Source organism: Streptomyces sp. RLA012 (assembly GCF_056270325.1).
In genome coordinates, this window is record NZ_JBWDPA010000002.1 from 1,036,654 (window position 1) to 1,050,488 (window position 13,835).

The 13,835-nt window shown below is 67.6% G+C and carries 13 protein-coding genes; 3 read left to right on the forward strand and 10 right to left on the reverse strand.

Going from position 1 to position 13,835, the window contains the following annotated elements; genetic code table 11:
* Positions 1-14 precede the first annotated feature (14 nt).
* From RV986_RS05165 to RV986_RS05200, 8 genes are all read right to left on the reverse strand, one after another.
* On the reverse strand, positions 15-704 hold the full coding sequence (locus RV986_RS05165; protein ID WP_475916238.1) for a winged helix-turn-helix transcriptional regulator: 690 nt from the start codon (positions 702-704) through the stop codon (positions 15-17).
* Between the two features lie 103 nt (positions 705-807).
* Positions 808-1,797 carry an LLM class flavin-dependent oxidoreductase gene (locus tag RV986_RS05170; protein WP_475916239.1) on the reverse strand — a complete coding sequence of 330 codons (990 nt, stop codon included), beginning with the start codon at positions 1,795-1,797 and terminating at the stop codon, positions 808-810.
* A gap of 53 nt (positions 1,798-1,850) precedes the next feature.
* Positions 1,851-2,279, reverse strand: a complete 429-nt coding sequence (locus RV986_RS05175) for a PaaI family thioesterase (protein WP_475916240.1) — start codon at positions 2,277-2,279, stop codon at positions 1,851-1,853.
* 57 nt (positions 2,280-2,336) lie between these two features.
* The gene (locus RV986_RS05180) at positions 2,337-3,221 is read right to left on the reverse strand and encodes an MBL fold metallo-hydrolase (RefSeq protein ID WP_475916241.1); all 885 of its coding nucleotides are present in this window, start codon (positions 3,219-3,221) and stop codon (positions 2,337-2,339) included.
* A gap of 147 nt (positions 3,222-3,368) precedes the next feature.
* The gene (locus tag RV986_RS05185; protein ID WP_475916242.1) at positions 3,369-4,205 is read right to left on the reverse strand and encodes an alpha/beta fold hydrolase; all 837 of its coding nucleotides are present in this window, start codon (positions 4,203-4,205) and stop codon (positions 3,369-3,371) included.
* A complete protein-coding gene (locus RV986_RS05190) occupies positions 4,202-5,107 on the reverse strand; it encodes an alpha/beta hydrolase (protein WP_475916243.1) in 906 nt (301 codons plus the stop codon). The genes RV986_RS05185 and RV986_RS05190 overlap by 4 nt, the downstream gene beginning before the upstream one ends.
* Entirely contained in the window at positions 5,100-5,588 is a 489-nt protein-coding gene (locus RV986_RS05195) for a DUF6841 family protein (protein WP_475916244.1), read from the reverse strand. The genes RV986_RS05190 and RV986_RS05195 overlap by 8 nt, the downstream gene beginning before the upstream one ends.
* Positions 5,589-5,989: 401 nt before the next feature.
* The gene (locus RV986_RS05200) at positions 5,990-6,703 is read right to left on the reverse strand and encodes a TetR/AcrR family transcriptional regulator (protein ID WP_475916245.1); all 714 of its coding nucleotides are present in this window, start codon (positions 6,701-6,703) and stop codon (positions 5,990-5,992) included.
* Here RV986_RS05200 and RV986_RS05205 point away from each other — a divergent pair.
* Genes RV986_RS05205 through RV986_RS05215 form a run of 3 tightly spaced genes read left to right on the forward strand, consistent with a single transcriptional unit; the run spans position 6,702 to position 9,696 of the window.
* A complete protein-coding gene (locus RV986_RS05205; protein WP_475916246.1) occupies positions 6,702-7,895 on the forward strand; it encodes an acyl-CoA dehydrogenase family protein in 1,194 nt (397 codons plus the stop codon). The genes RV986_RS05200 and RV986_RS05205 overlap by 2 nt on opposite strands.
* Entirely contained in the window at positions 7,892-8,932 is a 1,041-nt protein-coding gene (locus tag RV986_RS05210; protein ID WP_475916247.1) for a phosphotransferase family protein, read from the forward strand. Before RV986_RS05205 ends, RV986_RS05210 begins: the two co-directional genes overlap by 4 nt.
* Positions 8,929-9,696 (forward strand): SDR family NAD(P)-dependent oxidoreductase, encoded by a 768-nt coding sequence (locus RV986_RS05215; RefSeq protein WP_475916248.1) that lies wholly within the window; start codon positions 8,929-8,931, stop codon positions 9,694-9,696. Before RV986_RS05210 ends, RV986_RS05215 begins: the two co-directional genes overlap by 4 nt.
* A gap of 211 nt (positions 9,697-9,907) precedes the next feature.
* On the opposite strand, the gene RV986_RS05220 is transcribed toward RV986_RS05215, so the two are convergent.
* Together RV986_RS05220 and RV986_RS05225 are read right to left on the reverse strand one after the other, a co-directional pair.
* Complete coding sequence (locus tag RV986_RS05220; protein ID WP_475916249.1) at positions 9,908-11,599, reverse strand: GMC family oxidoreductase N-terminal domain-containing protein; 1,692 nt, start codon at positions 11,597-11,599, stop codon at positions 9,908-9,910.
* 608 nt (positions 11,600-12,207) lie between these two features.
* A complete protein-coding gene (locus tag RV986_RS05225) occupies positions 12,208-12,939 on the reverse strand; it encodes a flavin reductase family protein (RefSeq protein WP_405512525.1) in 732 nt (243 codons plus the stop codon).
* Positions 12,940-13,835: the final 896 nt, after the last annotated feature.

Consider the following 13,835-nt stretch of genomic DNA (forward strand, 5'->3'; position numbering starts at 1 on the left):
GGAGCGCTCGCGCGCTACACCCCCAGGTACACCGGATAACCAAGATCGGAAGCGGACAAAAGGTCAAACGCGCGCTCGGCCAGTTCGCCGGATCCGACAGTCACCGTCAGGTCGCCCGACTCGACTGCGTCGATCGCCTGGGTGCGGCCGAAGACCACGGCGAGGAACGTGCGCAAACGGCAAGTCACTGCAAGGTCGGGGCGAACTGGCGCCGGACCGCTCTTGGTCCACATTCGGCCCTCGGCGATCTCGACATGAAACGTCTCCCTGCCCACGTGCAGCTCGTAGATCTCCTTGAGGCCGACGAGCTTCTCCGGCGCGGCAAAGGTGGAAACGCTGAGGGCGATCAGGTCCGCGCGGGTGGTCGCCGGATCGATTTCCTCCGACGGCGGGAGCCCAAGGCCCCATCGCCCAAGCTCGATGAGTGGGGCTCGCAGTCCCTCGCCTCGCTCGGTGAGCTCATAGACAGCCACACCCGCGGGAGGCGGAAGCGTGCTCCGGCGAACGACCCCCGCGGCCTCAAGGCTGCGAAGGCGGGCAGTCAGGCGGTTCGGTCCGATGGCCGGGAGTACGTCGAGGAGGTCCTTGAATCGCTTGGGCCCAAGGCACAGCTCGCGCAGGATCAAAATCGTCCATCGCTCGCCGAGAAGGTCCATGGAGCGGGCGAGCGGACACATCTGACCGTATGTTCTTGCGGTTGTCATGAATCTACTGTACGGCTCTATAACTTCTCGCTATACGCTTTGTACACTCCGCTCGTGCCCGATATGCGCAGCTGGGCTTGCGCCATGCGCATGCAAGTCGTGCTCATCGTCGTAGTCCCACCGCGTCGGCGAACGCTTCGAGCTCACGGCGGATGTCGCCGGCGGGTTGGTACATGATCTCGGTGACACCGCTCGCCGCCAGCTGCTGGACCTTGGCCAGGACCTCGTCGGCAGTGCCGGTGAGCGTGACGTGCTCGACCAGTGTGTGAGCCCCGGCGTTCCAGGCAGCCGTGTCGGCGTCGTTCAGATGCAGCAGGTGTCCGTTGTGCACGGCGAGGTGACGTTGGTCCTCCGGTGTGTTCTGCAGGACGGCCAGCCACTCCGGCCCTCCGGGCAGCGCCTTGACAGCTTCCTCGCCGCCGAGTTCGTAGGAGACGTGGAAGGCTTGCGCCAGTCCGGGGCCCGCGGCCGTGCGGAGCCGGTCACTGTTGAGAGCTTCACCGTCATCGAGCACGGACCCGAGGGCCAGGTAGGAGACGTGCGAGAACTCTTTGGCCTGCTCGGGCACGGGCGCTCCGGCCACGAACAGGCCGTCCCCCAGCGACGCGGCTATCTCCATGCCCTTGGGACCGATCGCTCCGATGTAGACCGGAATGGCGTCCGGTGCACTCGGAAGCGACTCATCGGGGTGCAGCATCCGCACCCAGCTGCCCTCCCATTCGACCGTTTCGCCTCTGAGCAGCGCGCGGAACGTCGTGATGTAGCGCGTCATGTACGTCCACGAGGCGGGCATCTGCCCCATGGCCCGCCGGCTGGTGTAACCGGTGCCGAAGGCCACCGCGACCCGTCCGGGGGCCAAACGCTCGAGGGCCGCCGCCCCGCTCGCACTGACCATCGGGTGGCGCAGCGCCGGGACGAGAACGCCGGGACCGAGCCCGATGGAGTGTGTGCGTTCGGCGGCCAGCGCCAGACACATCCACACGTCGGGACTCTGTTGCGGTGTGTCGTACAACCACGCACGCCGGAAGCCGAGTTCCTCGGCGATCTGGACGTGCTGGGGTGTTTCCAGCGTGGTCGCGAACGCTGCCGACACGTCCAAGCCTGCTGCGCTTCGGCCTTGGTCGGCTGCAGGAGAGGTGGAAGTGGTCATAGTTGCTGCCCCAAGGTGCTCGGGAGGCCGGTGGCGGGCACATTGGCCAGGCGCACCTGGCCGCGGGCGATGAGCTTGTCGCTGCTGATGCTGGTGACGGTGACCTGCCACAACTGCTGGCCGCGCCCTTGCTGGACAGGTTCGGCCACCACCTCCACCGTCCCGGAGGTGATGGGTCGGAGGAAGTCCGTACTGTTGGCCACCCCCACGGCGACCTGGTCGCGATCGGCTACCGCGGCCGACGCGCCGACGCTGGCAGCGGATTCCACGGCGGTGGCGTAGACCCCGCCGTGCACCACTCCCCAGGGGGTGTGGTGCTCAGGGCCCAGCTGTATCTCCCCTCGCACCCGCGTGGACGTCACCTCGGTCAAACGCAGACCTACGGCCGCCACGAACGCGCTCCGGAACACGTCAAAGCCTGACATCGGGGCCCCGCCCGGGTCAGCGGTTGCATCAGTTGTGTGCTGTGCCATGTGCCGGGCCTACTCGTTCGCGTAATCGTGCTGGCCCGCGGCCGGGACGGGCATCGGGACTCCCAGGAGACCGTGCGCGCCGTACCAGACGGGGCCCACGTTGAGCCGGTCGGGATAGCGGGTGGTGATCTCGTCGAAGAACTGCTGCGGGGTGGGCTTCTCGGCGAGCAGCCGCTGCGCGTCGCGAAGGTATTGGCGGGTCTGGTCGATGATCGCCGGGTCGTCGGGCAGGTCACGGTTCTTGTGCCCGGCCACCACGGCGCGGGGGTTGAGGGACTCGAGGACGTCGAGCGCCGCAAGCCATGACTCGAATCCGCCGCCAGGGGTCTCCAGCAGCATCTGGTGTACGCCGTTGTAGACGACGTCGCCTCCGACGATCAGGCCGATCGAGGGGACGTGGAGCACCGTCGTGTCGTCGGTGTCGGTGTGCCCGACCTCGACCGCCGTGATCTGGTGCCCCTCCAGCTCGAACCCGCCGGCGGGGATCGGCCGGTAGACGAGTGGGGTGTCGGGAATCAGGCCGGGGAAGTCCGCGTCCCAGAACCTCTCGCGCCCTTCGACGTTGCGGCGCATGATCCCGATGGTGCCTTCCGTGGCGTACGGGACGGCGTCGGGAAAGCGCTCCAGGAGCTGGCCGGTGCCGAACCAGTGGTCGCCGTGGCCGTGCGTGGCGTAGATGTAGGCCAGACGCCTGCCTGAGCGCTCCACCCAGTCACCGACCGCCTGCGTCTGCTCGCGGGTGAACGGCGGGTCGACCAGCACGGCCTCCCGTTCACCGACGATCAGCGTCGAGGCCAGCGGAGACGACACGATGCCGCTGCCGTCGGGCAGCCTCTCGGGTCGGCTGCGCGGGACCCCGTCGCAGACGTACACGTCGTAGCTCAGCTCAGTCATACCTTTCGTCTCCCTTGTTTTACTTCGAGTTGCTATGCCGTAGGAGCGCGTGGCCCATCCGGCAGCGGCACAAGCAGACGGCGCGCCGGTGGATCACCGGGGACGGCGCGAACGTTTCGCTGGCAGGGCCGGTGGCCAGGAGCACGGCTAACCGAGCGGCGCGAGAAACTTCCTGATCAAAACCGCCACCTCGGTGGGCGCTTCGCGGGGAGCCAGGTGTGCGACACGCGGCACCACCTCGAGTTGTGCGCCGGCGATACGCTCGGCCAGTTCGCCGGAATGGGGGTCCGGCGGCAACGCCCGGTCCTCGGCGCCGCCGATCACCAGGGTGGGCGCGGTGATTCTGCCGAGGGCATCGACCACGCTGCTGCGGCCGGCCAGCACCGACCGTACGACGCGCGCCAGTCCTGCCTTGTCGAGTGCGTCGACTGCTTGGGCGAGGTGCGTGGTGAACTCGGGGTTCCGGTCGCGGGAGTGCTCGCTGAGCATTCCGGACACGACCAGCCGGCCCAGTCCACCCGGGGCGATCCCGGAACGTATGAGAAGGGCGTTCAGGCGGACTGCCAGACGTTCGCGGAGGACCACGCTGCGCGCGGTGGTGTTGGACAGAACCAGCGCGGTGACCCGGTCCGGGGCGATGATCGCGACCCGCAGCGCGACGATGCCGCCCCACGACAGCCCGAGAAAGGCGGCCCGGTCGACGGCGGCGGCGTCGAGCGTCTGAACGGCGGCGGCGCCGCACTCTTCCATGGTGAACAACCGCGACACCGATTCGCTGCGGCCAGTACCGGGTGGGTCGACCAGCAGGGTCCGTCGGCCCTGAGCGTGCAGGTCGGCAAGCTGTGCGCCCCAGCTGGTCTCACCGTCCATGAACACACTCGGCCACAACAGCGCCACAGGGCCGTCGGCGGATCCGGCGTCCTGGACGTGGAGCCGGCCCAGCGTGGTCGGCACGAAGAGGCTGCGGGAGGTCGGCGGCGTCACAAGTAACGTCCCCACCATGCGAGGGCAGCACGACTGCCCGGCTCGTAGCCGTCGAAATAGATGCCGTAGTGGTCGATGCCGGGGATGACCTGATAGTCGACGACGCTGCCCGGAATGGTCTCCAGTACTTTCGCCGCGCGGCCGCCGTTGTCGGCGATGGGGAACAGGTCTTCGTCACCGGCATCGATGATCAGGGTGGGGATCCGGAGCCGCTCGACCTGGGCGAGCGGGTCGAAGTGCGCCAACGTGGCCATGTACGGGGTGCCCGCCATGTTCGGCCAGGGATCGACACCCTGGGGAATCGCGGGCGCGTCACCGCGCGCGGTGTCGATCGCACGCTTGCGGGCAAAGTCTGCCACTGGTCCACTCAGCGGGGCGATGGCGGGCACCTGCACCGACAACGCCTTGACCCGGTCGTCGTTGGCAGCCAGATGCACGGCGACACCGCCGCCGAAGCTGGTGGCCCACAGCCCGATCCGGGCGGGATCGACGTTGGGCTCACCTTCGATGTAGTCCAGGGCCGAGCGCAGGTTCGCCGTCCATGCGACGGGATCCACCAGTTCCCGGATGAACCGCACCCGGGTGAGTGCCTCATTGCTGTCATCGAGGTCGGGGATGTCTCCGACCAGCTGCAGCGGAGATCCGGAGCCGAACCAGCTGCTCTGGGTGAACGTCAGGGTGATCATGCCTGCTGCGGCGAAGAGCGCCGCGTAGCGTTCGGCGGTGAGCTTGCTGCCACCCCACCCGTGACACAACACCACAGCGGGCAGGGCGGCTTCGGGGTCGACGATCGTCGGTCGGTACACGTCCGCGTCGAGCGCGATGCCATTGCTCCACACGGTGACCTGTTGCCGGCCGACCCCGTCGGGCATGACCAGCGGCGGATAGACCTTTTCAGCCATGGCTCGCCTCCTCCAGGGTCGATTCGGCGGGCCAGACCTCAGCGAGCCTGTCCTTGTCCGTCGCCGCCGAGTGGATGCCGACCACACGCCAGCCCCGATCGGACTTGGCGACGCTGAACTGCACCGCCCAGCGCTGGATCTCGGTCTCGTCGGCGCGGCGCCGCGACCAGATCACCTCAATGGCGGCACCAACGGAGTTGTAGACAAGCACACGCCGGTCGGGCACCACGGTGTGGCTGTATCCGGACTCGCGCAGCGGCGCGTAATTGAGGTCCAGGAAGCCGCGCACGCTCGCGTCATCGAGACACCAGAAGGACTGCTCCAGTCCCGTGACGTGCAACGGAGTGCCCCAGTAGTCATGAATGAACTCGGGACCCTCGTCTGACGTGCCCGCAGCCACGGCCACCCATCGCGGCAGATAGTCCTCGAAGAACCATTCGGTCACCTCGGCCCGAGTGGCAGCGATTTGATCATTGGACATTACGGCAGATTCCTTCCGAGAAGGATTTCAGCGGTCGATGAATTCGAAACCGAGAGGGGGGACCCTCTTCACGCACCCTGACCGGGGTTGCATCGGGCGGGCACCGCCCGGCGACTGATCCGGAAGCCGACCCTCGGCGGCAGCCCGCCGTTCAGTGGCCGGCACCCAGCGGTCTCTCGGTCGCTCGCTGCGCCAGGACCGAGGCGGCATCGGCGATCGGGAAGCGCCCTTCACCGAGCGACTCCTTCGTCATGACCGAGGACGCTAGCAGCGACTATACGAGATGTATAGCGTCAAGACCTTGCGAGATGTCAGTGACCCGGACACCCGCCTTGAACCTGCCTCCGAAAGTGAGATCACCAGCCGTCATCCACGGCCTACCGGGTGGGCTTGGGGGTGACCTAGCCCTCAGAGCTCGCGCCGGCAAGGCGCAGGGCGAAGTCGCTGTACTGCCAGACGATGGCATCCTCTGCAAGCTCGCCGTCTTCGCGATACCACGCCGCGACCCCCATACCGAGGTCGAGGATGGCGTAGGAGACCAGCCGTGCCGAGGCCACCTTGAAGCACCCCTCGGCTACGCCAGCGTTGACGATCCGACGAAAGCCGGCTTCGTACTCCGCGCGCAAGGCCAGCACACGACCGCGATGCGGCTCGACGAGGCTGCGAATCTCGCGATTGCCGACGAAGGCCTCGAGCCGGTGCCGGGCGTGGTAACGAACGTGCGCCTCGGTGGCGCGGCGAAGGCGTGCCACCGAACCTTCGCTGCTGGCGACGGCCGCACGGTGCGCGCTGAGGAGGTCTTCCATCGTGGCGGTCATGATCTGGGCGAGCAGGTCCCGCTTGGACGCGACGTGCTTGTAGAGGCTCGGGCCGCGCATACCCACCGCGGCCCCGATGTCGGCCATCGTGGTCGCCTCGTAGCCGAGGCGCGTGAACAGCTCCAGCGCCGCCGCACGGATGTCGTCGGATCGGCCCATCTTCGCCTCCACATGCAGGGCTAACAGATGATAGCTGAACACGCTGGCAACTGTGAGCTGCGCCATGGAGGATTGCAGGTTGCCAAGCGCTCGCTTAGGGTCCTGGCTAATACTCAGTAGCCGGATGGGATGCGCCATGACAGTCGACCTCACCCAGGAGCCCGTCGTCGCGGACCTCGCGCGCCGCACTGCCGACTTCGTCCGCGAGGTGGTGATCCCGGCCGAGGAACAGCACCGTGGCGTCGCGCGCACCGAGAACGTGCGGCTCGGGCTGCAGCGGGCCGCGAAGGATGCCGGCGTGTTCGCGCCGCACGTCGGCGAGGAGTTCGGCGGGCACGGGCTGGACATGCGGGGCAGGGCTGCCGTCTTCGAGGAAGCGGGGTACTCCCTGCTGGGCCCGCTTGCGCTGAACATCGCCGCCCCCGACGAGGGCAACATGCACATGCTCGAAGCCATCGCCACCGCCGAGCAGAAGGACCGGTATCTGCGCCCGCTCGCGGCTGGGGCCGTACGGTCGTGCTTCGCGATGACAGAGCCGGCGCCGGGCGCGGGTTCCGACCCCAGTGCGCTGGCGACGCGCGCCGCACGTGTTCGGGGCGGCTGGCGCATCGACGGGCACAAATGGTTCATCACCGGTGCCGACGGCGCGGAGTTCGCCATCTGCATGGCCAGGACGTCGGGTGAACCCGGGGACCAGGGGGGCGCGACCATGTTCCTGGTCGACGCCGACAACCCCGGCATGAAGAGGGTCCGGCACATCGAGACGCTCGACGAGAGCCTCTACGGCGGGCACGTCGAGCTGCTCTTCGAGAACTGCGTCGTACCGGACGAGGCGGTGCTCGGCGAAGTCGACCAGGGCTTCCGCTACGCGCAGGTACGGCTCGGGCCCGCGCGGATGACGCATTGCATGCGATGGCTGGGCATCGCCCGACGCGCGCAGGACATCGCCGTCGGCCGGGCCGCCGACCGCCGGCTGTTCGGCTCACGGCTCGGCGATCTCGGCATGGTGCAGCAGATGATCGCGGACAACGAAATCGACATCGCCGCCGCCCGGGGGCTGATCCTTCAGGCGTCCTGGGAGCTGGATCAGGGGCGTTCGGCCTCGCAGTCCACCTCGATGGCCAAGACCTTCTGCGCCGAAGCGGTGTGGCGGGTGGTGGACCGCGCGCTGCAGATCTGCGGCTCGCTCGGTGTGTCCGGCGACATCCTGCTCGGCCGGTTCCTGCGGGAGGTCCGGCCCTTCCGCATCTACGACGGGCCATCCGAAACCCACCGCTGGGCCATCGCCCGCCGCGTCATGCGCCGCCACACCGAGGCGGCGGCACAGTGAGCTCCGCCGGTCACACCGCAGTGGACGGTCTCGACCTGGCCGCACTCGAGCGGTACTTCGACGAGTACGTGCCGGAGTTCCGGGGCCGGCTCACCGCCGAACCGTTGCAGGGCGGCCGGTCGAACCTGACCTACCTCGTCACCGACGGGCGGACGCGGTGGGTTCTTCGCCGTCCTCCGCTCGGCGGGCTCACCCCCTCCGCGCACGACATGCGGCGCGAGTACCGGATGGTGGCCGCACTCGCCGACAGTGCCGTCCCCGTGGCACGTGCGGTGACCCTCGCGGACGCCGAGGTGCTCGGCGTGCCCTTCGCGGTGGTCGAGTACGTCGACGGGACGGTGATCCGGACGGTCGAGCAGCTGCACGCACTGCAGGACAGCGATATCACCCGCTGCGCCTACGGCCTGGTCGACGTACTCGCGCGCCTGCACGCCGTCGATCCGGACGCGGTGGGGCTGACCGGGTTCGGACGCCCGCAGGGCTATCTGGCGCGCCAGGTCCAGCGCTGGTACGACCAGTGGCAACGCGTTCGGACCCGGGAGCTCGGCGACATGGAGCTGCTGCACAATCGACTCGCCACCGCTTGCCCGGCGGAAAGCGGCGCGTCCATCGTGCACGGCGACTATCGCATCGACAACACCATCCTCGACCCCGCCGACCCGGGCACCATTCGTGCGGTGGTCGACTGGGAGATGGCCACCCTCGGCGACCCCCTCGCCGATCTCGGTCTGCACCTTGTCTACGCCGACCCGTCCTTCGCTCCCGTGCTCAGCGGATCGGCCGCATCGACCAGCGAACGGCTTCCCGCAGCGGCCGACCTCGCCCAGCGCTACGCCGAGGCCAGTGGGCGGGATCTTGGCGAACTCGGCTTCTATCTCTCTTTGGGCTACTTCAAGATCGCCGTCATCGCCGAGGGGATCCACGCCCGCTTCCAGCAGGGGCTGACCCGCGGCACAGGATTCGACACGGTAGGGCAGGCCGTCGCGCCACTCACCGCCGCCGGACTTCGAGCGCTGTCGCACCAGGAGCCGCTATGAGCAACGTCCTCGACCTCTTCCGGCTCGACGGCAAGGTTGCCGTGGTCACCGGGGCGAGTTCCGGTCTCGGCGCCGGGTTCGCCCAGGCGCTCGCCGAAGCGGGCGCAGACATCGTCCTTGCCGCCCGCCGCGCCGACCGGCTGGCAGATGTCGCGAAGCAGGTGCACGAGACCGGCCGCCGCGCCCTCACGGTGCCCACCGACGTCGCCGATCCGGAGCAGTGCGAGGCGCTGGCCCGATCGGCAGTCGGCGAGTTCGGCCGCGTCGACATCCTGATCAACAACGCCGGCGTAGGCACCGCGGTTCCGGCCCTCAAGGAGAGTCCGGAAGAGTTCCGCCGCGTCATCGACATCAACCTCAACGGCGCCTACTGGGCGGCGCAGGCATGCGCCCGCGTCATGGAGCCCGGCTCCAGCATCGTCAACATCGCCAGCGTGCTCGGTCTGATCAAGTCGTACGCCCCACAGGCAGCTTACGCAGCCAGCAAGGCCGGCCTCATCGGCCTCACCCGTGATCTCGCCCAGCAATGGACAGGGCGCCGGGGCATCCGGGTCAATGCCATCGCCCCGGGATACTTCGCCAGCGAGATGACCTCCGAGATCCCCCAGGACCAGGTCATGGCGTTCGTCCAGCAGACCAGCCCGCTGGGCAGAGTGGGGCTGCAGCGCGAGCTCGACGCCGCGGTCGTCTTCCTCGCCAGCCCCGCCTCGTCCTACATCACCGGCATCACGCTCGCCGTCGACGGCGGTATGTCCGGTCACTGACGGCGGGCGTGCCTGTGCAGCACGACACCCGAAGAACGAAGCTCCCGACCGACAGCCAGTCGGCCGGGAGCTTCTTCGTCCTACGCTCGACAACTGCCCACGCGTTCGGTGACGTCGGGCGGGGCGTCCTCGCGTTGGGCATCGCACCTGTCGATCCTTCAAGAGCGCCATGCCCGGCACGTTTCCCCGTGTGTCAGCAGTGCGCGGCGGCTCAGCCCACGATGGGCAGCCGCAGTGCCGCCGGGGCCTCCGCGGGAACAGCAGGGTCGACCGGAGCAACCGGGTCCAGCCGACGGTACGGCTGCGACTGAGCAGGCCGCGGATCGCCCTCACCCTTGTTGGGCCAGAACGAGAAGGCACGCTCCGCCTTGGCCGTGATGGTCAGCGACGGGTTCACCCCGAGGTTCGCGGTCAGCGCTGTTCCGTCCACGATGGACAGTCCCGGGTAGTTGAACACCCGGTGGTACGGGTCGATCACGCCGTCCTCCGACGAGGTCCCGATGGGCGCTCCACCGAAGAAGTGGGCGGTCATCGGCCTGTTGAAGATCTCGCCCCACATCCCGCCCGGGACACCGCCGATGTGCTCGGCGGTGCGCAGGTTCGCCTCGTGCCCGGCTGGGATGAACGTCGGATTCGGCTCGCCGCGTCCCTGCTTCGAAGTGAATCTGCGGCGCCCAAACAGGCCTCGCCTGGTGTACGTGGTGAGCGAGTTGTCCAGGCTCTGCATCACCAGCAGCATCATCGTCCGCTCGCTCCACCGGTAGCCGTTGAACAACGTCATCGACTTGACCGGCTCTCGCAGGACCGTCAGCAGCATCTGCAGCCACCGCGGCGTGGACAGCGAGCCGTCCGTGGCGATGGTCTGCATCAGGCTCATCCCGTTGCTGCCCTTGCCGTTGCGCAGCGCCTGGATGTGCGTGTTCTCGTCCGGGTGGATCGACGAGGTGACCGACACACCGCGGGTGAAGTCACGCTCGGGGTCGGCCACGGCCCGGCTCGCACCGATGATCGCCTCCGAGTTCGTGCGCGTCAGTTCGCCCAACCTCGGCGAGAGTTCCGGCAGCACGCCGTTGTCCCGCATGCGGTGCAGCAGCCGTTGCGTACCCCAGGTGCCGGCAGCCAGCACAACCCGGGATGCCGTCAGGCTCCGCCGGGAGCGACGCGACCGCTTGCCCGTCCTGTGCACGTCCACCACGAACGACCCGTCCTGCCTCGGTCGCACCGCGTCCACCGTGGTCAGCGGGATGACCTCCGCGCCGGCGCGCTCCGCGATGTACAGGTAGTTCTTGACGAGGGTGTTCTTCGCGCCGACCCGGCACCCGGTCATGCAGGAGCCGCACTCGGTGCAGCCGGTGCGCCGCGGCCCGGCGCCGCCGAAGAACGGATCGTCGGCGGCCTTGCCGGGCTCGCCGAAGTACACCGCCACCGGCGCCGGTTGGTAGGAGTCCGCCACACCCATGTCAGTCGCGACCGCACGCATCACTTTGTCGCAGGCCGTCACGGTCGGGTTCGTGACCACGCCCAGCATGCGGCTGGCCTGGTCGTAGTAAGGGGCCAATTCCGACTCCCAGTCGGTGATGTGCGCCCACTGCCGATCCGTGTAGAACGGCTTGGGCGGCCGGTACATCACGTTGGCGTACACGAGCGAACCACCACCGACACCGGCACCCGCCGCCACTATGACGTCCTTGAGCGGGTGGACGCGCTGAATGCCGAAGCAACCGAGCGCGGGCGCCCATAGAAAGCTCTTGAGATCCCACGACGTCTTGGCGAACTCGTCGTCGGCGAACCGACGCCCCGCCTCGATCACGGCGACCCGATAGCCTTTCTCAATGAGCCGGAGGGCCGCGACGCTGCCCCCGAAGCCCGACCCGACCACGATCACGTCGTAATCGGCTGTCATCTCGCCGTAGGGCGCACCGCTGTTACTCGCGTTCGTCGATCCGTCTCGGTCGGAGGATCTGCCGGGCAAGGGCTGTGCCATGTGCTGCCTCTTGTCTCTAGCTCAGTCTGGTTCGTCCGCGGTCACTGCGGAAAGCGGGTACCGAGGAGGCCGTGCGCGCAGTGGCAAGCCGACATCGAGCGGTTCCGGCGGCAGGCGATCATTGCGTCAGTAACCGGCGTGCGGTGTTTGTGGCCACTCGGCCTTGCCCATCTCGCAACGGCTTCAGGGGTCCGTTCGACGATTGACGGACATCGGGCGGGTCACGTCTTGTGCCCGGCCATTACGGCAGCAGGCCGGCACCGCATGGAGTCATCGCGACAGGCCTCCGCTCCCAACCCCCGGCGTCGGTACCGACGTTGATCAGGACCTAGCCGATCGGGCGGCGCAGCGCGGCCGTCCTTGTCCTCATGGAGGATTGCGGGAAGCAGCGCGTAGAGCTCCCGGCCCTTGCAGTCGCCAATCCGGCGCGCGGTGCCGAGTCCGGGCCGCCCGCCGGAAATCATCAAGGCGACACCCATGGAACCTGGGGACCCCTCACTCAGGGCGAGCGGCCGTCGAAGAGTCGATCAGCCGGCGTCGTCTTCTGGGCGCATGACGGATCCGGACGGCGACCACTCCGAGGTTTCGATCATCGAGTAGTCGTCAGGTCGTTTGTCGAGCCGCTCCATCCGACGTCCTTCGAAACGCTCAAGAGTTTCCCTGTCCAGCGGTGGAACGAACGCGTTGTCCACCACCGTGTACTCGGCGGCCAGTCGGCCGATGGGAGCAATCGCACCGGTGTCGATCCGTCCGCGTGACAGGTAAAGGTCGTCGCGGACGTAGAACTGCACGACCCGCCCGACCACAAGGTGGTTGAGCCCGTCCGGCGAGGGGACGATCATCTCGACCGCGCACTCGAACGCGATCGGCGCACCGGCAATACGCGGCGGCTTCACGGCAGCACTCGGCACCTTCTCCAGCCCAACCATGTCGAACTCGTCCTCGTCGGGTTCGAACTCATTCGCACTGAGATGCAGAGGCAGCGCCTGCGGCAGCGTGGCCAGGTGAGTCACGAATTCCCCGGTGTCGCGCATATTGACAAAACTGTCCTTGAGCGTGACGCCATCGGACCGGGGCTGGATGGACAATGAGACCATAGGCGGCTTGCGCCCCACCACAGTAAAGAACGAGATCGGTGCCAAATTCCCGACCCCGTCGGTCGACAGAGTGCTGACCCAGGCGATGGGCCGCGGGATGACGCTGCCGATCAGCAACTTGTACGCTGATTCAGCGGTGAGATTCTCGGCGTCGATGTACAACTTAGCGATCCCTTCAGCAACTCGGCCAAACCGCCAAGCTTGACCTCGGCTCCATGAGTGCGATGACTCGAACAATCCCGTTGTTCGTTCACACGATTTCTCTTCTTCGCCACCTTGTGGGCGCACTGCTCAACCACCCGGCAACGGTAGTTGCAGATCGAGTAGAGAAGTCCATTTCGAAAGCCCTGCGGAGGGGACCTCTTCCGCATGTCCTGGGTACCGCAAACGAGCCACGAGCCCTGGGCGGGACACCACGCAGGAGATCAGGGCACGCAGTTCTCCTTCCAGGCAAGGCAGGCCCTCGAGAGACTCCTTCGTTCTCAACGAGAAAGCTAGCAGTGACTATACGAGATGTATAGTCTCGATGAGATGGTTCAGACCTGGCGCTCGCGGCTCGGTAGCGGCGGGTGCCGACTGGAGACCAAGATCGAAAACCGCATGGGCCAGGCGGCGTACCCTCATCCGGCCCGTCTCTTCTCGGCGTCAATCGCCAGGAACCCTTGCAGCAGCGCCCTAAAAACCAGGCTCGACGCCGTCGCACTGACGGCCGACGCCGAGGGAGGGAAGGCAGCGCGGACTCCGGCGAAGCTGACTTGGCGGGCCCGGACGGTTCCGTGATCTCCACCGACTGCGCTGCGGCGAGAAGAGGGCCACGACAAGGTCACCTTGCCTCGGGCTACCGGGTACCAGTGGTCGATATCGGTCCTCGAGTTCATCGCGTCCGACAAGGCCGGCCACCGCTCCAACGGCACGGGCGGCCCTTGTCCGTTCGCTGCACCCGCCCCGACCAAGAACACCTTCTGGCGAGGGGAGTAGGACAACCGCGTCGGCGTGCGCGACCAAAATCAGCAGGAGGAGTTCACCCGCCTCCGCCGACAACTGAGAGGCGACCGGCA

What these genes read in the sequence shown, in the direction of transcription:
- RV986_RS05220 (WP_475916249.1), bottom strand. Translation starts at nt 11,599, where the DNA reads ATGACAGCCGATTACGACGTGATCGTGGTCGGGTCGGGCTTCGGGGGC.
- RV986_RS05175 (WP_475916240.1), bottom strand. Translation starts at nt 2,279, where the DNA reads ATGTCAGGCTTTGACGTGTTCCGGAGCGCGTTCGTGGCGGCCGTAGGT.
- RV986_RS05190 (WP_475916243.1), bottom strand. Translation starts at nt 5,107, where the DNA reads ATGGCTGAAAAGGTCTATCCGCCGCTGGTCATGCCCGACGGGGTCGGC.
- RV986_RS05195 (WP_475916244.1), bottom strand. Translation starts at nt 5,588, where the DNA reads ATGTCCAATGATCAAATCGCTGCCACTCGGGCCGAGGTGACCGAATGG.
- RV986_RS05165 (WP_475916238.1), bottom strand. Translation starts at nt 704, where the DNA reads ATGACAACCGCAAGAACATACGGTCAGATGTGTCCGCTCGCCCGCTCC.
- RV986_RS05180 (WP_475916241.1), bottom strand. Translation starts at nt 3,221, where the DNA reads ATGACTGAGCTGAGCTACGACGTGTACGTCTGCGACGGGGTCCCGCGC.
- RV986_RS05205 (WP_475916246.1), top strand. Translation starts at nt 6,702, where the DNA reads ATGACAGTCGACCTCACCCAGGAGCCCGTCGTCGCGGACCTCGCGCGC.
- RV986_RS05215 (WP_475916248.1), top strand. Translation starts at nt 8,929, where the DNA reads ATGAGCAACGTCCTCGACCTCTTCCGGCTCGACGGCAAGGTTGCCGTG.
- RV986_RS05200 (WP_475916245.1), bottom strand. Translation starts at nt 6,703, where the DNA reads ATGGCGCATCCCATCCGGCTACTGAGTATTAGCCAGGACCCTAAGCGA.